This is a genomic window from Streptomyces sp. NPDC048257 (assembly GCF_043201855.1).
In the GTDB taxonomy this organism is placed as follows: Bacteria; Actinomycetota; Actinomycetes; order Streptomycetales; family Streptomycetaceae; genus Streptomyces.
Genome location: NZ_JBICZI010000007.1, coordinates 125,614 through 145,624 on the forward strand (window position 1 = coordinate 125,614; position 20,011 = coordinate 145,624).

The following is a 20,011-nucleotide window of genomic DNA, read 5'->3' on the forward strand; positions in this document are numbered from 1 at the left end:
CTCTGTCGTCTGCTGCCGGTCGGCGCGGCTGTCCTGCGTCGTCAGTCAGATCATGCCGGACGGTCGCCCTCGGTGGTGGACCCGGCTGCTGTTTGGAGGGCGGTGGCGGCCGTGTCCTCGGCCCTGCGGCGGTGTTCCGCGGCCCTGTCCTCGTAGATCTTCGCCATCCGCAGGTGGTACTCGGGGTTGCCCTCCTCGTAGATGTCCGGGATGCCGTCGTGGTCCTCGTCGCGCTCCTCGGCGTCGGTGAGCGCCTTGTACCTGCGGTTGCGGAGCTTGAGCATCACGCACGCGATCACGGCGGCGATCAGGGAGCCGATCAGGACGGCGGCCTTGACCTCGTCGGTGAGGACCGGGTCGTCGGTGAAGGCGAGTTCGCCGATCAGCAGGGAGACGGTGAAGCCGATGCCGGCGAGCGAGGCCACGGCGAGCACGTCGGGCCAGGCGAGGTCCTCGTTCAGTTCGGCCCTGGTGAAGCGGGCGGCCAGCCAGGTGCCGCCGAAGATGCCCACGGTCTTGCCGATGACGAGGCCGAGTACCACCCCGAGGGTCTCGGGCCGGGTGAAGACCTGGGCGATGGCCTCGTCGGAGAGGGAGACGCCGGCGGAGAACAGGGCGAAGAGGGGCACGGCGAGCCCGGCCGACAGGGGCCGCACGATGTGCTCGATGTGCTCGCCGGGGGAGGACTCCTCGCCTTCCCGGCGGGTGCAGCGGAGCATCAGGCCCATGGCGACGCCGGCGATGGTGGAGTGGACGCCGCTGTTGTACATCAGGCCCCAGATGACCAGGGCGAGCGGTACGTAGACGTACCAGCCGCGGACGCCCCGGTGGAGCAGGAACCAGAAGAGGGCCAGGCCCACGACGGCGGCGCCGAGCGCGAGGAAGTCGAGGTCGCTGGTGAAGAACACCGCGATGATCAGGATGGCGAAGAGGTCGTCGACGACCGCGAGGGTCAGCAGGAAGGCGCGCAGGGCCGAGGGCAGCGAGGTGCCGATGACGGCGAGGACGGCGAGCGCGAAGGCGATGTCGGTGGCGGTCGGGACGGCCCAGCCGTCCGTGGAGCCGTTGCCGAGCACGTTGACGAGCAGGTAGACCAGCGCGGGTACGGCCATGCCGCACACGGCGGCGATCACGGGGAGCGCGGCCGCCTTGGGGTCGCGCAGATCGCCTGCGACGAGTTCGCGCTTGAGCTCGATTCCGGCGACGAAGAAGAAGAGGGCGAGGAGCCCGTCGGCCGCCCAGTGCTGGAGCGAGAGGTCCAGGCCGAGGGACGCGGGGCCGATGTGGAAGGACGCGACGGTGGAGTAGCTGTCGGAGATGGCGGGGATGTTCGCCCACAGGAGGGCGGCGATCGCGGCCAGGAGCAGCAGGACGCCGCCGACGGTCTCGGTGCGCAGGGCGTCGGCCACGAAACGGCTCTCGGGCAGTGAGAGGCGGTCGAGCAGCTTGCGGCGCTGGGGGTCGGTGGGGCTGGGCGCGGCCACGAGGGGACACCTCCGGGGGACGGTTGGACGGCATGGCGGAACTCATTGCCGACCAGACTTCCCGGCGCACCCTGTGGTCTTTCTTTACGCTTTGAATACGTTACAGGGTGCACACGAGGACGTATCCGGTGATCATCACTTTAAGCGCGAAAGGGGCACTCGGCGCGCCGCGCCGGGTGCCCCTTTCGGTGTGTCTCAGTCCTCGCTGCTGGCGGCCGGGAGCTTGCTCTGGATCAGGTCCATGACGGAGGAGTCGGCCAGCGTGGTGACGTCACCGACCGCGCGGTTCTCCGCGACGTCGCGGAGCAAACGACGCATGATCTTGCCCGAGCGGGTCTTCGGCAGCTCCTGGACCGGCAGGATCCGCTTCGGCTTGGCGATCGGGCCGAGCGTGCTGCCCACGTGGTTGCGCAGCTCCGAGACCAGGGTCTCGGTCTCGGAGGCGGTGCCGCGCAGGATGACGAAGGCCACGATGGCCTGACCGGTGGTCTCGTCGTTGGCGCCGACCACGGCCGCCTCGGCGACCGACGGGTGCGAGACGAGCGCCGACTCGACCTCGGTGGTGGAGATGTTGTGGCCGGACACCAGCATCACGTCGTCCACCCGGCCGAGCAGCCAGATGTCGCCGTCGTCGTCCTTCTTGGCGCCGTCGCCCGCGAAGTACTTGCCCTCGAAGCGCGACCAGTAGGTGTCGATGAACCGCTGGTCGTCGCCCCAGATGGTGCGCAGCATCGACGGCCACGGCTCGGTGAGGACCAGGTAGCCGCCTCCGCCGTTCGGGACCTCGTGCGCCTCGTCGTCGACGACGGTGGCGGAGATTCCGGGCAGGGCCCGCTGGGCCGAGCCCGGCTTGGTGGCGGTGACGCCCGGCAGCGGGGAGATCATCATCGCGCCGGTCTCGGTCTGCCACCAGGTGTCCACGATCGGGCAGCGGTCGCCGCCGATGTGCTTGCGGTACCAGATCCAGGCCTCGGGGTTGATCGGCTCGCCGACCGAGCCCAGTACGCGCAGGCTCGACAGGTCGAACTTCGCGGGGATGTCGTCGCCCCACTTCATGAACGTACGGATGGCCGTGGGCGCGGTGTAGAGGATGGTGACGCCGTACTTCTGGACGACCTCCCAGAACCGGCCCTGGTGCGGGGTGTCGGGGGTGCCCTCGTACATCACCTGGGTGGCGCCGTTCGCGAGCGGCCCGTAGACGATGTAGGAATGCCCGGTCACCCAGCCGATGTCGGCGGTGCACCAGTAGACGTCGGTCTCCGGCTTCAGGTCGAAGACCGCGTGGTGGGTGTACGCGGTCTGCGTGAGATAGCCGCCGGAGGTGTGCAGGATGCCCTTCGGCTTACCCGTGGTCCCCGAGGTGTAGAGGATGAAGAGCGGGTGCTCGGCATCGAACGGCTGCGGGGTGTGCTCGGCGGACTGGCGGCCGATCAGGTCGTGCCACCAGAGGTCGCGCCCCTCGGTGAAGGCGGTGTCCTGGCCGGTGCGGCGCACGACGAGCACGTGCTCGACCTGCGGACACTTGGCGACGGCCTCGTCGATGGCGGGCTTCAGGGCGGTGGGCTTGCCGCGGCGGTAGCCTCCGTCGGCGGTGATGACCAGCTTGGCGTCGCCATCCTGGATGCGGGAGGCGACGGCATCGGCGGAGAAGCCGCCGAAGACCACCGAGTGCGCGGCGCCGATACGGGCGCACGCGAGCATCGCGACGACCGCCTCGGGGATCATCGGCAGGTAGACGGCGACCCGGTCGCCGTCCTCGATACCCAGCTCGGTCAGGGCGTTGGCGGCCTTGGAGACCTCGTCCTTGAGCTCGGCGTAGGTGATCGCGCGGCTGTCGCCGGGCTCGCCCTCGAAGTGGATGGCGACGCGGTCGCCGTTGCCGGCCTCCACGTGGCGGTCCACGCAGTTGTACGCGACGTTGAGCTTGCCGTCCGCGAACCACTTCGCGAAGGGCGGGTTCGTCCAGTCGAGCGTCTCGGTCGGCTCGGTGGCCCAGGTCAGCCGCCGGGCCTGCTCGGCCCAGAAGCCCAGCCGGTCCGCGTCGGCCTGTGTGTACGCAGCCTCGGTCACGTTGGCGGCGGCGGCCAGATCGGCGGGCGGTGCGAACCGCCGCTCCTCCTTGAGCAGATTGGCCAGGCTCTCATTGCTCACGACATCTCCCTTTCCCAGGGTGTCCGTTGTGTCCCCGGGCATAGCTCATCAGTCAGCGGCCCAGGTGACAAGGGGTAGCCGAGAATTGGTTTAGACCTATATCACGACTCGGTCCGCGCGGGAACGGAGTGCGAATGGCCCCTCCCCGCTACAGGGGCGGGAAGGGGCCAAACGATTGCACGAATACGGGAGGGTATCGGTTCAGGCGTGCTGGCCCACGCTGTCGAAGACGCGGCAGTCGAAGAAGTCCTCGCCCTCCGACAGCAGATACGCCTGCGCCTCACCCACGTGGAAGTACATCCCGTGCAGCTCCAGGGTGCCCTCGGCGAGCCGCCTCGCCACCGATTCGTGGGCCCGCAGGTGCTCCAGCTGCTGCACCACATTGGTCAGGCACAGCTGCTCCACGGCGTCCGCCGGGAGCCGCCCCGAGATCCGGGCCCAGGCGTGGTGGCGGCTGGCCATCCGCTCCAGACTGGGCAGCCCGTGCTTGAGCCAGCGGCGCAAGGGGGTCATCGGGGCCCCGGGCGCGGAACTGAGCAGAGCCTGCATGGCCCCGCAGCCCGAGTGCCCGCACACCGTGATGCTGTCCACCTGCAGCACGTCCACGGCGTACTCGATGGCGGCGGCGACGGAGTCGTCCGTGGACTCCGCGCCGGGCAGCGGGACCAGATTGCCGACATTGCGGACCGTGAACAGGTCGCCGGGGCCGCTGGCCGTGATCATGCTGGTCACCAGGCGGGAGTCCGCGCAGGTGAGGAAGAGCTGGGAGGGCCGCTGCCCCTCGCGGGCAAGCCGGGCCAGCTCGTCCCGCACGTGGGGTGCGGTGTCGCGCTGGAAGGCGCTGATTCCGTTCGCCAGCTGACCCGCGCCGCGCCGTCGGGGCGTGGGCGAGGCCGCCTGCTCCGCTGCGGCCTCCGCTTCCACCTGCGCGTCGGTGGCCGCAGCGGCGGCCGCGTCCGCGGCAGTGATGGTACGGGTGCCCGCGGGGCGGTGGTCGCAGTGGTTCTGCCACGGGGTCCAGGGCCGGCAGCACTGGTGTGTCCCGCGCTGCGGCGCGCGGCGGGAACGGTCCGCGTGGTGGCCTCCGTCGGCCTGCTCGGCTGCGTCGGGCTCGTCTGCGGGAGCGGAGCCGGGCAGTCGCGCGGCCGATCCGGCGCGGCCGGTCACCTCCAGCGAGCCCCCGTGCGCCAGGTGGGACTCCTGCCAGTCGTGCAGCGTCTCGTAGGCCGCGTGGTCCATGAACGAGCCGTCCAGCTCGATCACCGCGTGCCCGTCGTGCGGAATCTGATTCAGCACCCGGCTCAGCCGGGGCACGGCGAGGAAGGTCAACTGCCCGCGCGCCCGCACCCGGTGGACCCCGCTGTCCAGCAGCTCCGAGGTGATCCGCGTCCGGGCGAGCCGGTGCAGGGCCAGCGCGACGGCCACCGCGATACCGATGGCCACGCCCTCCAGGACACCGCCGAGCACCACGGCCACGATGGTCGTGGCGTAGACGAGGATCTCCCGGTGCCGGGTGACACTGCGCAGGTGCGTGATGCTGACCATCTGCACGCCGACCGCCATCACCAGGGCCGCCAGCGCGGCGAGCGGGATCAGGTCGAGGACCGGGACCAGCAGCCCGGCCGCGAGCAGCACCCAGAAGCCGTGCAGCATGGCCGACTTCCGGCTGGCCGCACCGGACTTGACGTTCGCCACGCTCCGGACGGCCACGCCCGTGACGGGCAGTCCGCCCAGTGCGCCGGAGACGATGTTCGCCGCGCCCTGACCGCGCAGTTCGCGGTTGAGGTCGGCGCGCGGGGGGCGATTGCCCGTGCGCCGTTCGGAGGCGATCAGCTTGTCGGTCGCGACGGCGGAGAGCAGTGACTCCACGCTGCCGACCAGGGTGATGGTCAGTACGGCGGCGATGAGACCGAGGACCGGGCCCTCGGGCAGTTCGGGCAGGGCGTGGCTGCGCCAGGACGGCAGGTCCACCCGGGGCAGGCTGAGCCCGCCCAGTGCGGCGACGGCGGTGGCCGTCGCGACGGCGGCGAGGGCCGCGGGCACCTTGCGCAGGGCGCGGCCCACCCGCCCGGGCATTCGGGTCCAGCCGAGCAGGACGAGCAGGGTGAGCACGCTGACGCCGAGTGCGACCGGGTGCAGATCGGCCAACTGGCCGGGCAGCCCGAGGACGTTGGCCACGGCGTTGCTCTGAGGTGTGCCGCCGAGCACGATGTGCAGCTGGGCCAGCGCGATGGTCACGCCGATGCCCGCGAGCATGCCGTGCACGATGGCCGGGCTGACCATCAGCGCCGACCGGGCGGTGCGCAGCGCGGCGAGGCCGAGCTGGCACAGGCCGGCGAGCACGGTGATGGCGCAGGTGGTGCGCCATCCGTAGTGCTGGATCAACTCGGCGGTGACCACGGTGAGTCCGGCGGCGGGACCGCTCACCTGGAGCGGAGCACCGCCGAGCCGCCCGGCGACGATCCCGCCGACCGCCGCGGCGACCAGCCCCGCCTGGAGCGGGGCGCCGGTGGCCAGGGCGATGCCGAGCGAGAGGGGCAGGGCGATCAGGAAAACGGCGATGGAGGCGGAGAGATCCGCGGGAAGGTCCTTGCGGATCTCTTGGGTCTTGCGCGTGAGGGAGGTGGCTGTCATCGGGTCCCGTCTCCTCGGGGGAGGGATGAAGCGGCGGGAGTCTCAACACTCGGTAAATGGATGGTAATGGGGAGTAAAGGCGAACGGTGAATAATACGGGCAAATAGCGTACGAATTACCACTCAAGAGTGATTAAGCATTTTGTACGGCTTGTCATACCTTCCTCAAAGCAGACCGCATGGGACGTTGCGACGCGGAAGTCCTGCGATGGAACTGCGAGGGAGAGGTGGGGCGGATGATCGCCGCCACGAAGAAGATCGCCGGCGGCCTGGCCGCCACGGCGCTGGTCCTGGGAGTCGCCGGGTGCAGCGCCTCGGAACCCGCCAAGTCCCCGGCTCCCGGGTCCCCGAACGCGCTGAAGGGAGCCGCCGTTCCCGAGGCGCCCGGCAGCGTCAACCGGCCCATCGGCGACGGCTCGACCGCGTACACCGGCACGCAGCCGAACGTGCAGAAGCCGCAGAAGCTGAAGCCCGGCGAGAAGCCGCCGCAGTTCGTGGTGTTCTCCTGGGACGGAGCCGGCGAGGACAGCCAGAAGCTCTTCTCGCACTTCCGCGAGGTCGGCAAGAAGTACAACGCCCGCATGACGTACTTCCTCAGCGGCGTCTACATGCTCCCGGAGGAGAAGAGCTCCCTCTACACCGCTCCCCAGCACTCGCCCGGCCGCTCCGACATCGGCTTCGGCGACCTCCAGGGCATCAAGGACACCGCCACCCAAGTCCGCGCGGCCTGGCTGGAGGGCAACGAGATCGGCACCCACTTCAACGGGCACTTCTGCGGCCCCGACGGAGGGGTCGGCACCTGGTCGGTGGACGAGTGGAAGAGCGAGATCAACCAGGCCAAGTCCTTCGTCAAGAACTGGAAGACCAACTCCGGCCTGAAGAGCATGGAGGCGCTCCCCTTCAACTACGACAAGGAGCTCATCGGCGCCCGCACCCCCTGCCTCGAAGGCCAGAAGAACTTCATGCTGGCGGCCAAGGACATGGGCTTCCGCTACGACTCCAGCGGCATCAGCAAGCAGATCTGGCCCAAGAAGACGGACGGGCTCTGGGACGTCCCGCTCCAGCTGGTGCCCATGCCGGGACGCGCCTTCGACACGCTGAGCATGGACTACAACTACATGGTCAACCAGTCCGGGACGACCTCACAGGGCGACCCCTCGCAGCACGTGTACTGGGGTGACCAGATGCGCGACGGCCTGCGGCAGGCCTTCGACCGCGTCTACCAGGGCAACCGCGCGCCGCTGATCATCGGCAACCACTTCGAGTCCTGGAACGGCGGCACCTACATGCGCGCCGTCGAGGAGTCCATCAAGACCATGTGCACCCAGAAGGAGGTCCGCTGCGTCCCGTTCCGGGAGCTGGTGGACTGGCTGGACGCACAGGACCCGAAGGCCCTCGAGTGGATGCGCACCCTCGACGTCGGCGAGACGCCCAAGGAGGGCTGGGCGAAGTTCCTGACCGCGGGGCCGCCGGCGGCGCCGGCCGCCCCCGCGGGCGTCAAGCCGGCTGCGGAGCCGGCTGAGGAGAGTGGGGACGAGGGCTGACGAGCGCCTCCACCCCTTCGCGCAGGACGAAATCGGGGTCGACCTGGTCCGCCAGGTCGACCCCGGTCTTGGCGTTGCCCCAGCTCTGCGCGTTCCTGAGGTGGAAGTTCACCATCTGCTCGGTGTAGCGGGCCCAGTCCCGGAGCGCGTACGAGTCGTCGGCGGCGTCCTGGAGCTCCTGCAGGGCGAACCGGTTGGACGCCTCCAGCAGTTCGAAGCGGGCCGGGCGGCCCTTCTCCATCGCCCGGACCCAGTCCGAGTGCCCGACGGTGACCAGCAGGTCCTCGCCCACCTCGTCCTGGAGGAACTCGATGTCCTCGGGTCCCTGCACCTTGTTGCCGATGACCTTGAGCGCGACCCCGAAGTCCCGTGCGTACTCCTTGTACTGGCGGTAGACGGAGACGCCCTTGCGGGTCGGTTCGGCGACCAGGAAGGTCACGTCGAATCGGGTGAACATGCCCGAGGCGAAGGAGTCGGACCCGGCCGTCATGTCGACGACCACGTACTCGTCCGGGCCGTCGACGAGGTGGTTGAGGCAGAGCTCGACCGCTCCGACCTTGGAGTGGTAGCAGGCCACACCCAGGTCGGCCTCGGTGAACGGACCGGTGGCCATGAGGCGTACGGGCTCCCCGTCGAGCAGGAGCGTGCGCGCGCAGGCCTCGTAGACCGGATTGTCCTCGGTGACGCTCAGGAGGCGCGAGCCGCGGCCGGGCGGGGTGGTCTTGATCATCGTGTCGGCCGACGCGATGCGCGGGTTGGAGCCCCGCAGGTACTCCTTGATCAGGGGCAGGTGCGCGCCCAGGGCGGGCAGTTCGGCGGCCTCGTCCTCGGTGAGTCCGAGCGCGGCGCCCAGGTGCTGGTTGATGTCGGCGTCCACCGCGACGACAGGGGCTTCATTGGCGGCGAGGTGGCGGATGAAGAGGGAGGACAGGGTCGTCTTGCCGCTGCCGCCCTTTCCCACGAAAGCGATCTTCATGTTCACCAAGCGTAGTGGGTCAGTAGCAGGGTGTTGTCAAGGTGAGTGAAGAAGACCACTCCAAGGAGGGGTCGGTGCTATGGGTGCACAGTGCGTAGGCTCCCTACTTATGAGTAGCGCTTCTGACCCGCTGGCCCCTCTCGCCGGGCTCCCGGGTGTGGCCGAGTCCGTGGATTCCGTACGCAAGGCCGTGGACCGGGTCTACGGGCACCGCGTGATGCGCCGACGTAGCGGCGAGATCACCTCGGAGGCCGCCCTGCGCGGCGCCCGTGGGAGCGCGGCGCTGTCCGGTGCGGACTGGGCGCTGGAGGAGGTGCGCCGCCGGACCGACTTCGGGTCGGAGCCGGAGGCGCTTACGGTGGGCGCGGCGCTGCGGCTCACGGCGGAGGCCGGCCAGCTGCTGAGCATCTGGCGCCAGTCGCCGCTACGGGTCCTGGCGCGGCTGCACCTGGTGGCGTGCGGGTCGACGGCCGACGGCGATGTGGTGGGCCGGCCGCGGCTGGCGGGCGAGCCGGTGGTGGAGCCTCTGGTGGAACTCCCGCTGCCGAGCGCCGAGGAGGTGGCGGGCCGGCTGGGCGGACTGTCCCGTCTGATCATCGCGGGCGGCTCCGCACCGGCCCTGATCACGGCGGCGGTGGTGCACGGCGAACTGCTGGCCCTGCGTCCGTTCGCCTCGTATAACGGGCTGGTGGCACGGGCGGCCGAGCGGATCGTCCTGATCAACAGCGGTCTGGACCCGAAGGCGATCTGCCCGGCGGAGGTCGGCCACGCAGAGCAGGGCAGGGACGCCTACCTGGCCGCCTTCGAGGGCTATGTCTCCGGGACGGCCGAGGGGATGGCGGCCTGGATCGCGCACTGCGGCCGGGCGATCGAGCTGGGTGTCCGCGAGTCGACGGCGGTCTGCGAGGCGCTGCAGCGCGGCGCCGCCTGATCGTCTTTCCCGCCCCTGGCGCCAGGGGGGCCTGCCGACAGGGGCCTGCGGGCCCCGGACATGGGTTGCGGCGACACCGTCTTGCTTTGGTGTCGCCGCTGGCACTTGCGTCCAGTTACCAAGCGTCCTCGATATATGCCCATCAGGTCGGGGTCTTTGCCCGTTACCTGGTGCGGCTGGCCCGTAATCGACGGGTCGACGTCGCGTGGGTGCTCGGCGCTCATGCTTCGGTCCGTGGGCCTTGCTGCGTTTTAAAGATGATCCTCTCGGATGTTCTTTGGTCTCGCGGGCCGTTGCTTTATTTGTACTCCGCTTCGGAGCCATGCGAAACCCCTGGCTCCGGTTTTTTACTTTCCGGGGCGATCGAGGGCGAACCGGACAGTCTTTATCCGTGCAGGTCGGGACATTCAGGCAGAGGTGGCGGCGGCGGCGAGTGCGTGGGCGCGGCGGCGGCTCGCGTACCAGACCAGCCCGGCCGTGGCGGCTGCCGCTCCCACGGCGGCCGCGGCGACCAGGGCCGGCCGGGCCGGCATGGACAGCCCGGGGAGGCGCTGCTTCAGCCGCACGGGCCGGTTGAACACCAGGACCGGCCACTCGCGTGCCACGGCCTCCCGCCGCAGCGCCCGGTCGGGGTTGACGGCGTGCGGGTGTCCGACGGCTTCGAGCATCGGGACGTCGGTGGCCGAGTCGCTGTACGCGTAGCACCGGGTGAGGTCGTACCCCTCCGACTCGGCGAGTTCGCGTACGGCTTCCGCCTTGGTGGGCCCGTAGGCGTAGTACTCGATCTCGCCGGTGAAGCAGCCGTCGTCACCCACGACCATGCGGGTGGCGACGACCCGGTCGGCGCCGAGCATCTCCCCGATCGGCTCGACGACCTCCGCGCCGGAGGTGGACACGATCACCACGTCGCGGCCCGCGGTGTGGTGGGCCTCGATCAGGGACGCGGCCTCGTCGTAGATGATCGGGTCGATGAGGTCGTGCAGGGTCTCCGCGACGATCTCCCGGACCTGCTGCACGTTCCAACCCTTGCAGAGGGCGGACAGGTACTCCCGCATCCGTTCCATCTGATCGTGGTCGGCGCCGCCGGCCAGGAAGATGAACTGCGTGTACGCGGTGCGCAACACGGCTCGCCGGTTGATCAGGCCGCCTTGGTAGAAGGACTTGCTGAACGTCAAGGTGCTCGACTTCGCAATGACCGTCTTGTCCAGGTCGAAGAAGGCTGCGGTGCGAGGCGAGGAGTGCGGCAAGGGCTGATTTTCCACGCCCCGAGCATATGCGCCCACCATTCGGCGTAAGGTGTGGCGCGTGGGTTTGCCTGAGAAGGCTCTCGGGTACACCATGGAAGTCACGGATCGTTCGCGACCGTGCTAACCCGGTCTGGCTCCTCCCCCCCGAGTCGGACCGTGGGGACGACCCCCGCTCTCCCCCCCGGCGGGGGTCGTCGCATGTCCGGACGCGGTTCGCGTCCCTGCCTTCGGCCCCAAGCGACCATCCTCCAGCCCTTCCTCTTGTGTGGGGCCGGCGTGGCGAAGGCCCCTCACCACATCAGACTCGTGACGGTGCGTAGTGGTTCCGCCGCGCTCCGGAACTCACCTGTGAGGGTGACCGGGTTATTCACAATCGATGGGTTGTCCACAGTTATCCAGCAAGATCCACTTCTTTTTCCTGATCGCTGCACGGTGATTCCGGCCGCGAAGTCCGCGGTGCAGGGATTTGCAGTGAGAAGGAGGCGGAGATCGTGGCGCGATCGAAGTCGTGTGAAACCCCGGAGTCCGTGGTCGCCGGAAGGCGGACGAGGGCCGGGAGGGGCATCGGGCCCGGTCCCGTGGCCGGATCCGCACCCGGTGGCGGACGTCCGCTGATCATCACCGAGGACCCGCTGCTGCTCGACGATCTGCTGAGGCTGTGCGCCGCGGCCGGTGCCGAGCCACATGTGCACCACGCGCTCCCCGGGCAGGACGGGGCCGTCGGGACGGGCGGCGGGGCGGGCAGCGTCGGGTGGGAATCCGCGCCGCTCGTGCTGGTGGGCGACGACGCCGCGCGGCGGGTGCGGGGAGCGCCGCGCCGGGCCGGAGTGTTCCTCGTCGGCCGGGAACTGGACGACCCCGACGTCTGGCAACGGGCGGTGGAGATCGGCGCCGAGGAGGTGCTGCGGCTCCCGGACGCCGAGAGCCGGCTCGTCGACCGCATCGCCGATGTCGTGGAGGGGGCCGGGCGGCCCGCCCTCGCCGTGGGGGTGATCGGCGGCAGCGGCGGCGCCGGAGCCTCCACCCTCGCCTGCGCACTCGCCGTGCGGGCCGCCCGCGCCGGGGAGCGGACCATCCTCATCGACGGCGACCCGCTGGGCGGGGGCATGGACGTACTGCTCGGGGGCGAGAGCGCCGAGGGGCTGCGCTGGCCGGACTTCGCGGCCTCGCGGGGCCGGGTCGGCGCCGGAGCACTGGAGGAGTCCCTGCCCGAGCTGCACGCCCTGCGGGTGCTCAGCTGGGACCGCGGGGACCGGGGGGTGGTGCCGCCCGCCGCGATGCGGTCCGTGGTCGCCGCCGCGCGCCGCCGGGGCGGAGTGGTGGTGGTCGATCTCCCGCGGCGGGTCGACGAAGCCGTGGCCGAGGTGCTGGCCCAGCTCGACCTGGTGCTGATGGTCGTACCGGGCGAGTTGCGGTCGGTGGCCGCCGCGGGCCGGGTGGCTGCCGGGGTGCGGATGGTGGCCCGGGACGTGCGTGTCGTCGTACGGGGCCGCTGCCCGGGCGGTCTCGATCCGGAGGCCGTGGCCGGGCTGTTGGGGGCGCCGCTGGCCGGGGAGGTGCCGGTCGAGGTGGGGCTCCCGGGGCGGGTGGCCGAGGGGGAACCGCCGGGGACCCAGGGGCGGGGCGCGCTCGCCCGCTTCTGCGACGGCTTCTGGCAGCGGGCACTCGGCTCCGCCCAGGGGGTGCCGGCATGAGCGCGGTACTCCTGGACGCGGTGCGCCGACGGCTCGCCGAGAGCGGGGCGGAACCGACGCCGGCGCGAGTGGCGGCGGCTCTGCGGGCCCAGGGCAGGCTGCTCGGGGACGCCGAAGTGCTGGGTGTGGCCGCCGAATTACGGTCCGAACTGGTCGGCGCGGGCCCGCTGGAGGCGCTGCTCGCCGATCCGGAGGTCACCGATGTGCTGGTGGCGGCTCCCGACCGGGTGTGGGTGGACCGGGGCGGCGGGCTGGAGCTGACCGGGGTGACCTTCACCGATGCCGAGGCCGTGCGCAGGCTCGCCCAACGCCTGGCCGCGGTCGCGGGGCGGCGCCTCGACGACGCCCGCCCCTGGGTGGACGCCCGGATGCCCGACGGGACCCGGCTGCACGCCGTGCTGCCCCCGGTCTCGGTCGGCTCGGCCTGTCTCTCGCTGCGGGTGGTGCGGCCGCGGGCGTTCACGCTGGAGGAGCTCGTCGCGGCGGGGACGCTGCCGCCCGGTGGGCACCGGCTGCTCCGGGACATGGTCGAGGCCCGGCTGTCGTTCCTCGTCTCCGGTGGCACGGGAACGGGCAAGACCACCCTGCTCAGCGCCCTGCTGGGTCTGGTCGGCCCCGGTGAGCGGATCGTGCTCGCCGAGGACTCGGCCGAGCTGCGCCCCGACCATCCGCATGTGGTGCGGCTGGAGACCCGCCCGGCCAACCAGGAGGGCGCGGGCCTGGTCACCCTGGCGGACCTGGTCCGGCAGGCGTTGCGGATGCGGCCCGACCGGCTGGTGGTGGGCGAGGTGCGCGGCGCCGAGGTGGCGGACCTGCTCGCCGCCCTGAACACCGGGCACGAGGGCGGGTGCGGAACGGTTCACGCCAACGCCGCCGCCCATGTCCCCGCGCGGCTGGAGGCGCTCGGGACGGCCGCGGGGCTCGACCGGGCTTCCCTGCACAGCCAGTTGGCCGCGGCGCTGACCCTGGTGCTCCATCTGGTCCGGGATCGGGAGGGGCGGCGCCGGCTGGCCGAGGTGCACGTGCTGGAGCGGGACGCCGCCGGACTGGTGGTCACCGTGCCGGCGCTGCGCTGGGCCGCGCGGGGCTTCGTACGGGAGCGCGGCTGGGAACGGCTTCGCCCGCTGCTGCGAGGTGCCCGATGAGCGCGGGGGCGGGGCTGGCGCTGCCGGTGCCGCTGTTCGCCGGAATGATGTGCGCCGGGGCGGCCGCCTGGGGGCTCGCCGGGGGCGACCGGCTGTCCCGGCGGGCCCGGGTGGTGTTCGCCGCGGGCGGCCCGGTGGTTCCGGGCGGGCCGCGGCGCCGGGAGCGGCTGCTGATCGCCGTACGGGTGCGGGCGGTGCGGTGGCGGGAGTGGGCCTGCCTTGCGGCCGGGCTCGTGGTCGCGGCGCTCGGCGGGTCGGTGATCCCGCTGCTGGCGGGGGCGGCCGCGATGCCGCTGGTGCGGCGGTGGCTGCGGGTTCGGGCGCGGGAGCGGGCCCGGGCGGCGCGGGCGGCCGAGGTGGTGGCCCTGTGCGGGGCGGTGGTGGGTGAGCTGCGGGCGGGAGCCCAGCCCGGACAGGCCCTGACGGCGGCGATGCGGCGCACGGCCGCCGGGCCCGGTGGGCCGGGTGCGGCGGAGGCGGGGGTGCTGGCCGCGGCGGCCTTCGGCGGGGACGTGCCCGGCGCGCTGCGCCAGGCGGCGCGCGAGCCCGGTGCGGAGGGGCTGGCCGGGATGGCCGCCTGCTGGCGGGTGTCGGTGGACGGCGGTGCGGGACTGGCCGCCGGACTGGAACGGCTGGAGGGGGCCCTGCGGGCCGAGCGGGACCGGCAGGAGTCGCTGCGGGCCCAGTTGGCGGGGGCGCGCTCGACGGTGCTGGTGCTCGCCCTGCTGCCGCTGGTGGGCCTGCTGATCGGCACCGGGCTGGGCGCGGATCCGTTGCGGGTACTGCTGCACACGCCGATGGGGTGGGGGTGCCTGCTGGCGGGCGGCGCTCTGGAGGCGCTGGGGCTGCTGTGGTGCCGGCGGATCGTCCGGGCGGGGGAGCGGTGACCGGCGGCCATGTCGTCCACAGGCTGGGGATGGCCGTATGCCTGGCGGTGGTGGCGCTGTGGGCGGTGCGTGCGGTGGCGGCGCGGGTCCGGAGGCGGGCCGCCCGGCGCAGGACCGCGGCCCTGCTGGGGGTCGAACCGGTGGCGCGCGGGCCGGTGTTCGGCTCCGCCGTGCGCGACGCGGTGGCCGTGTGGGCCGGGCCGGCCGGGGCGCTGCTCGCGGGCTGGATGCTGGTCGGCGGGGTGACGGGTGCGGTCCTCGGTGGCCTGGCCGCGCTCGGCGTGCGGCGCTGGCAGGCCAGGGCGCGGCCACCGGCCGTGGTGGACCTGAAGGAGGCGGAGCGTCAGCTGCCGTTCGCGGCAGATCTGTTGGCCGCATGTCTGGCGGCCGGGGCGGGCCCGGTGGAGGCGGCCGAGGTGGTGGGGGAGTCGCTGGGCGGCCCGGTGGGCGAGCGGCTGGCGAGGGCCGGCGCGGAGCTGCGGCTCGGGGGTGAACCGGGCGCCGGGTGGGGGAGGTTGGCGGAGATACCGGGCGCCCGGGCGCTCGCGGAATGCCTGGAACGGGCCGCCCGGACGGGGGCGCCCGCGGCCGAACCGGTCTCCCGGCTCTCCTCGGGGCTGCGGGAGGACCGGGCCCGTAGCGCGGGAGCGAGGGCGCAGCGGGCGGCGGTGCTCGTGACGGCGCCGGTGGGGTTGTGTTTTCTCCCCGCATTTCTCGCGATCGGGGTCGCGCCGGTGGTGATCGGTATGGCCTCGGGACTTCTCTCGAACACCTGAAGTCGCATTGACCACAGACATCAACAGCGGAAATCCACAGGAGGTTGTCATGAGGATCATCTGGTTTCGTGTGCGGACGGCGCTCGGGGGGCGCGGGGGCGACGCGGGGATGTCCACCTCGGAATACGCCATGGGCACGATCGCGGCCTGCGCATTCGCGGCCGTCCTCTACAAGGTGGTGACGAGTGAAGTCGTTGCCACGGCCCTTCAGTCGACCATCGGGAAGGCGCTCGATGTGCCGTTCTGAGGGTGGGTCAGGGAGCGGCGGGCGGGGAAAGTCGGACCGGGGATATGTGACGGCGGAGGCCGCCCTGGTGATCCCGGCGCTGGTGCTTTTCGCGGCGCTGCTGGTGTGGGCGCTGATGGCGGCGGCCGCGCAGATCCGGTGTGTGGACGCGGCTCGGGCCGGTGCCCGGGCGGCGGCCAGATCGGAGCAGGTGGAGGTGGCGGAGGCGGCGGCCCGGGCGGCCGCCCCGCCGGGGGCGCGGGTGGAGCTGGAGCGGTCGGGTGACCTCTGGCGGGTCCGGGTGGCGGCGCCGGCGCCCGGGCCGAACGGGCTGCCGGTGCGGCTCGGCGCGCAGGCGGTGGCACTGGCGGAGGACAGCGTGGGGCCGCCGCCGTGAGCCGGGACCGGGGCTCGGCCACGGTCTGGGCGGCGCTGGTGGCGACGGTGCTGGGCGCGGTGTTCGGCGGGGTCCTGCTCCTCGGCCAGGCCGTCGTGGCCCGCCACCGGGCGGCGGCGGCCGCCGACCTGGCGGCGCTCGCGGCGGCGGCCACCTGGGCCCACGGGCCGCAGACGGCGTGCGCGAGCGCCCTGCGGGTGGCCCGGGCGCAGGGCGCGGAGCTCGGCGGGTGCCTGCTGCGGGGTGAGGTCGCCGAGGTCACCGCGCGGGTGGCTGCGGGCCCTTTCCACCCCGCGATCCGGGCCCGGGCGGGCCCGCCGGGGGCACCGCCGGGCTGAGGGCTGGGGGCTGAGGCCCCGGGCCGGGGCCGGGGCGGTCAGGGCCCGTCAGGCCTCGGTGGGGGCGGGCGGGGCAGCTGGGGCCGGTGGGGTCGGTGGCGATTCGGAGAGGAGGCGGGTGAGGAGGCGGATGGCTCCGCGCTTGTGCAGGGGCTCGTTGCCGTTGCCGCACTTGGGGGACTGGATGCAGGAGGGGCAGCCGGCCTCGCACTCGCAGGCGGCGATGGCGTCGCGGGTCGCCGTCAGCCAGGCGCGGGCGGTGTGGAAGGCCCGCTCGGCGAAGCCGGCGCCGCCGGGGTGGCCGTCGTAGACGAAGACCGTGGGGAGGAGGGTGTCGGGATGCAGCGGCACGGAGACGCCGCCGATGTCCCAGCGGTCGCAGGTGGCGAACAGCGGCAGCATGCCGATGGAGGCGTGTTCGGCGGCGTGCAGGGCCCCGCCGAGGATCTCCGGGTTGATCCGGGCCTCGTCGAGCTGGTCCTCGGTCACCGTCCACCACACGGCCCGGGTGCGCAGGGTGCGGGGCGGCAGGTCGAGCTTGGCCTCGCCCAGTACCTCGCCGGTGATCAGCTTGCGGCGCAGATAGGAGACGACCTGGTTGGTGACCTCGACGGAGCCGAAGCAGAGCCGGGCCGAGCCCCACGGGATCTCGGTCTCGGTCTCCAGGATGGAGATGGAGGTGGTGTCACGGGCGGTGGTGGAGAAGGGCGGGTCAGCCTGTTCCACGAGGGCCACGGAATCCTCCAGGTCCAGGTGCTGCACGAGATACGTGCGGCCCTGGTGGAGGTGGACGGCCCCCTCGTGGACGGCGGTGTGGGCCGCCGACTCGTCGACCGTGCCCAGCAGCCGGCCGGTCGTGGCCTCGACGATCTGCACCGGGCGGCCGCCGCCGCCCCGGATGTCGGTCAGGTCCGAGGCCCGTTCCCGACGGGTCCAGTGCCAGGCGGTCGCCCGGCGGCGCAGCAGCTTCGCCGCTTCGAGCTGGGGAAGGAGGTCCTTGGTCGCCGGGCCGAAGAGTTCCAGGTCCGCGTCGGTCAGCGGCAGCTCCGCCGCCGCCGCGCACAGGTGCGGGGCGAGGACGTACGGGTTGTCGGGGTCCAGGACGGTGGCCTCCACCGGTTGGCGGAACAGCGCCTCGGGGTGGTGGACGAGGTAGGTGTCCAGCGGGTCGTCGCGGGCGATCAGCACGGCCAGGGCGCCCTGGCCCGAGCGCCCCGCTCGGCCGGCCTGCTGCCACAGGGAGGCCCTGGTGCCCGGGTAGCCGGTGATCAGGACGGCGTCCAGGCCCGAGACGTCCACACCCAGCTCCAGGGCGGTCGTGGCGGCCAGTCCGAGCAGCTCGCCGGAGTGCAGGGCCCGCTCCAGGGCCCGGCGCTCCTCGGGGAGGTAGCCGCCCCGGTAGGCGGCGACCCGGCGGGGCAGTGACGGATCGACCGACGCGAGCCGTTCCTGGGTGATCACGGAGATCAGCTCGGCGCCGCGCCGGGAGCGGACGAAGGCGACCGTACGGACCCCCTGGACGACCAGGTCGGTCAGCAGGTCGGCGGTCTCCGCCGTGGCCGTACGGCGGACGGGCGCGCCCTTCTCGCCCCGTAGCTCGGTGAGCAGCGGCGGCTCCCACAGGGCGAAGACCAGCTCGCCCCGCGGTGAGGCGTCGTCGGTGATCTCGATCACGCGTACGCCGGTCAGCCGGGACGCGGCCGCCGCCGGGTCGCTCGCGGTGGCGGAGGCCAGCAGGAAGACCGGGTCCGCGCCGTAGCGGGCGCACAGCCGCCGCAGCCGACGCAGGACCTGGGCCACGTGGGAGCCGAAGACCCCGCGGTAGGTGTGGCACTCGTCGATCACGACGTAGCGCAGGGCGCGCAGGAAGGAGGACCAGCGCGGGTGGGCCGGGAGGATCCCGCGGTGCAGCATGTCGGGGTTGGTCAGGACGTAGTTCGCGTACTGGCGCACCCACTCGCGTTCCTCGACGGGCGTGTCCCCGTCGTAGACCGCGGGGCGTACGGCGTTGCCCAGCGGGGCGGCCAGTTCCCGTACGGCGCGCCGCTGGTCGGCCGCCAGGGCCTTGGTGGGGGACAGGTACAGGGCGGTCGCGCCCCTGCCGTTCGGGGCCTGTGCGCCGTCCGCGAGGGCGGAGAGCACGGGTGCCAGGTAGGCCAGGGACTTGCCCGAGGCGGTCCCGGTGGCCACGACCACGGACGTTCCGTCGAGGGCGTGCTCGGCCGCCGCGGCCTGGTGTTCCCACGGATGGTCGATTCCGGCCGCACGGATTGCGGCTACGACGTCTGTTCGGATGCGGTCCGGCCAGACTGCATGACGACCCGCCCGAGGGGGCAAGTGCTCCGTATGGGTGATGCGCGCAGCACGGGAAGGCCCCCGTGACAGGCGGTCCAGGACCGCGTCGGGGGTGGGTCGAGGGTCCGCGGGCGCCGTGGGCCGACCGGGACCGTGAGTGTTGGCCATCGGAACCGAGTGTGTCACCGGCGTGCGGGACAATGGTCCGAAGGCGTCGTGCGCGCCTGCCGGTAAGTGATTGAATGCCATCGCGGCAGCCAATCCCTCGCCTACCTTCGGGTGAGGGGGCGTCGCTCGATAGCAAGGTGCTGGAGGATCCGTGGACCTGTCCCTGTCGACTCGCACTGTCGGCGACCGTACGGTCGTGGAGGTCGGTGGCGAGATTGATGTGTATACCGCGCCCAAGCTGCGCGAGCAGTTGGTCGAGTTGGTGAACGACGGCAGCTACCACCTGGTTGTCGACATGGAGCGAGTGGACTTCCTCGACTCCACCGGTCTTGGTGTGCTCGTGGGAGGCCTCAAGCGCGTCCGTGCGCACGAGGGCTCGCTCCGTCTGGTGTGCAACCAGGAGCGCATCCTGAAGATCTTCCGGATCACCGGTCTGACCAAGGTGTTTCCGATCCACACCACCGTGGAAGACGCCGTCAACGCCACTGACTGACGGCTCCGGGCGGCTCCCCGCGGCCTCCGGGCGGCAGGGAGCCGACAACGAGAGCGGGGGTACCGGGCCATGGTTGGCCCGGGCCCCTGTCAAGGCACGCCCGTAGTCCGAGGGGGACGCGCATGGCCACCGTTGAACTGCGCTTCAGCGCCCAGCCCGAACACGTCCGGACGGCCCGCCTGGTCGCGGCCGCCGTGGCGCGCCGGGTCGGCGTGGAGGAAGCCGTCCTCGACGAGGTCCGCCTCGCCGTGGGCGAGGCCTGTTCGCGTGCCGTGGGCCTCCATCGGAGCAATGGGCTGACCGCGCCCGTTCGGGTGGTGCTGACCGAGGACGACAAGGTCTTCTCCATCGAGGTCGGTGACGAGGTCCCCGGACCGTCCGGCAGCGCGGCCGACGCCGTGCCCGGGATCACCGCCGTCCTGGAGTCCGACGGCGAGACCGAGGACGAGATGGGCCTCGCGGTGATCAGCGGGCTCGTCGACGACGTCGAGGTGAGCAGTGGGGAATCGGGCGGAACCATCCGGATGAGCTGGCCCGTCGCCGGAGTCTCCGAGCTGCCCTGAGGTCCACCGCGCTCCACCGCCGCGCGCAATCCTTCGTATCTTCCGATCTTTATCAAGGCCCTG

General features: G+C 72.1%; 17 protein-coding genes. 11 read left to right on the forward strand and 6 right to left on the reverse strand.

Features of this window, described 5'->3' with window-relative positions; all coding sequences use genetic code 11:
• Positions 1-50 precede the first annotated feature (50 nt).
• The 3 genes from nhaA to ACGFZK_RS17440 all read right to left on the reverse strand — a co-directional run bounded on the left by nhaA (position 51) and on the right by ACGFZK_RS17440 (position 6,269).
• Positions 51-1,484: a Na+/H+ antiporter NhaA gene (nhaA, locus tag ACGFZK_RS17430; RefSeq protein WP_393849727.1), complete on the reverse strand. Its 1,434-nt coding sequence runs from the start codon at positions 1,482-1,484 to the stop codon at positions 51-53.
• A 195-nt stretch (positions 1,485-1,679) separates the two neighbouring features.
• Positions 1,680-3,677: an acetate--CoA ligase gene (acs, locus tag ACGFZK_RS17435; protein WP_393849728.1), complete on the reverse strand. Its 1,998-nt coding sequence runs from the start codon at positions 3,675-3,677 to the stop codon at positions 1,680-1,682.
• A 159-nt stretch (positions 3,678-3,836) separates the two neighbouring features.
• Positions 3,837-6,269: a SulP family inorganic anion transporter gene (locus ACGFZK_RS17440; protein WP_393849729.1), complete on the reverse strand. Its 2,433-nt coding sequence runs from the start codon at positions 6,267-6,269 to the stop codon at positions 3,837-3,839.
• Between the two features lie 235 nt (positions 6,270-6,504).
• On the opposite strand from ACGFZK_RS17440, the gene ACGFZK_RS17445 reads away from it, so the two are divergent.
• The gene (locus ACGFZK_RS17445; RefSeq protein WP_393849730.1) at positions 6,505-7,812 is read left to right on the forward strand and encodes a hypothetical protein; all 1,308 of its coding nucleotides are present in this window, start codon (positions 6,505-6,507) and stop codon (positions 7,810-7,812) included.
• Here ACGFZK_RS17445 and ACGFZK_RS17450 read toward each other — a convergent pair.
• Positions 7,766-8,788 (reverse strand): ATP-binding protein, encoded by a 1,023-nt coding sequence (locus tag ACGFZK_RS17450; protein ID WP_393849731.1) that lies wholly within the window; start codon positions 8,786-8,788, stop codon positions 7,766-7,768. The genes ACGFZK_RS17445 and ACGFZK_RS17450 overlap by 47 nt on opposite strands.
• Before the next feature lie 109 nt (positions 8,789-8,897).
• Between ACGFZK_RS17450 and ACGFZK_RS17455 the strand changes: the two genes are divergently transcribed.
• Positions 8,898-9,719: an oxidoreductase gene (locus ACGFZK_RS17455; RefSeq protein WP_393849732.1), complete on the forward strand. Its 822-nt coding sequence runs from the start codon at positions 8,898-8,900 to the stop codon at positions 9,717-9,719.
• A 407-nt stretch (positions 9,720-10,126) separates the two neighbouring features.
• On the opposite strand, the gene ACGFZK_RS17460 is transcribed toward ACGFZK_RS17455, so the two are convergent.
• Positions 10,127-10,966, reverse strand: a complete 840-nt coding sequence (locus tag ACGFZK_RS17460; RefSeq protein ID WP_393849839.1) for an HAD family hydrolase — start codon at positions 10,964-10,966, stop codon at positions 10,127-10,129.
• Positions 10,967-11,544: 578 nt separating this feature from the next.
• Between ACGFZK_RS17460 and ssd the strand changes: the two genes are divergently transcribed.
• Genes ssd through ACGFZK_RS17495 form a run of 7 tightly spaced genes read left to right on the forward strand, consistent with a single transcriptional unit; the run spans position 11,545 to position 16,429 of the window.
• Positions 11,545-12,660, forward strand: coding sequence for a septum site-determining protein Ssd (gene ssd / locus ACGFZK_RS17465; protein ID WP_393849733.1), 1,116 nt, complete (start codon positions 11,545-11,547; stop codon positions 12,658-12,660).
• Positions 12,657-13,805, forward strand: coding sequence for a TadA family conjugal transfer-associated ATPase (locus ACGFZK_RS17470; RefSeq protein ID WP_393849734.1), 1,149 nt, complete (start codon positions 12,657-12,659; stop codon positions 13,803-13,805). The genes ssd and ACGFZK_RS17470 overlap by 4 nt, the downstream gene beginning before the upstream one ends.
• Positions 13,802-14,692, forward strand: a complete 891-nt coding sequence (locus ACGFZK_RS17475) for a type II secretion system F family protein (RefSeq protein ID WP_393849735.1) — start codon at positions 13,802-13,804, stop codon at positions 14,690-14,692. The genes ACGFZK_RS17470 and ACGFZK_RS17475 overlap by 4 nt, the downstream gene beginning before the upstream one ends.
• Positions 14,693-14,721: 29 nt before the next feature.
• On the forward strand, positions 14,722-15,468 hold the full coding sequence (locus ACGFZK_RS17480; RefSeq protein ID WP_393849736.1) for a type II secretion system F family protein: 747 nt from the start codon (positions 14,722-14,724) through the stop codon (positions 15,466-15,468).
• Positions 15,469-15,517: 49 nt separating this feature from the next.
• Positions 15,518-15,715, forward strand: a complete 198-nt coding sequence (locus ACGFZK_RS17485) for a DUF4244 domain-containing protein (RefSeq protein WP_393849737.1) — start codon at positions 15,518-15,520, stop codon at positions 15,713-15,715.
• Positions 15,702-16,091 carry a TadE family type IV pilus minor pilin gene (locus ACGFZK_RS17490; RefSeq protein ID WP_393849738.1) on the forward strand — a complete coding sequence of 130 codons (390 nt, stop codon included), beginning with the start codon at positions 15,702-15,704 and terminating at the stop codon, positions 16,089-16,091. Before ACGFZK_RS17485 ends, ACGFZK_RS17490 begins: the two co-directional genes overlap by 14 nt.
• Complete coding sequence (locus ACGFZK_RS17495) at positions 16,088-16,429, forward strand: Rv3654c family TadE-like protein (protein ID WP_393849739.1); 342 nt, start codon at positions 16,088-16,090, stop codon at positions 16,427-16,429. Before ACGFZK_RS17490 ends, ACGFZK_RS17495 begins: the two co-directional genes overlap by 4 nt.
• A 48-nt stretch (positions 16,430-16,477) precedes the next feature.
• Here the strand turns inward: ACGFZK_RS17495 and ACGFZK_RS17500 are convergent, their stop codons facing one another.
• A complete protein-coding gene (locus ACGFZK_RS17500) occupies positions 16,478-18,973 on the reverse strand; it encodes a DEAD/DEAH box helicase (protein ID WP_393849740.1) in 2,496 nt (831 codons plus the stop codon).
• A gap of 70 nt (positions 18,974-19,043) precedes the next feature.
• On the opposite strand from ACGFZK_RS17500, the gene bldG reads away from it, so the two are divergent.
• The gene (gene bldG / locus ACGFZK_RS17505; RefSeq protein ID WP_008743037.1) at positions 19,044-19,385 is read left to right on the forward strand and encodes an anti-sigma factor antagonist BldG; all 342 of its coding nucleotides are present in this window, start codon (positions 19,044-19,046) and stop codon (positions 19,383-19,385) included.
• A 122-nt stretch (positions 19,386-19,507) separates the two neighbouring features.
• Positions 19,508-19,948, forward strand: a complete 441-nt coding sequence (locus ACGFZK_RS17510; protein WP_393849741.1) for an ATP-binding protein — start codon at positions 19,508-19,510, stop codon at positions 19,946-19,948.
• The last annotated feature ends 63 nt before the right edge of the window (positions 19,949-20,011 follow it).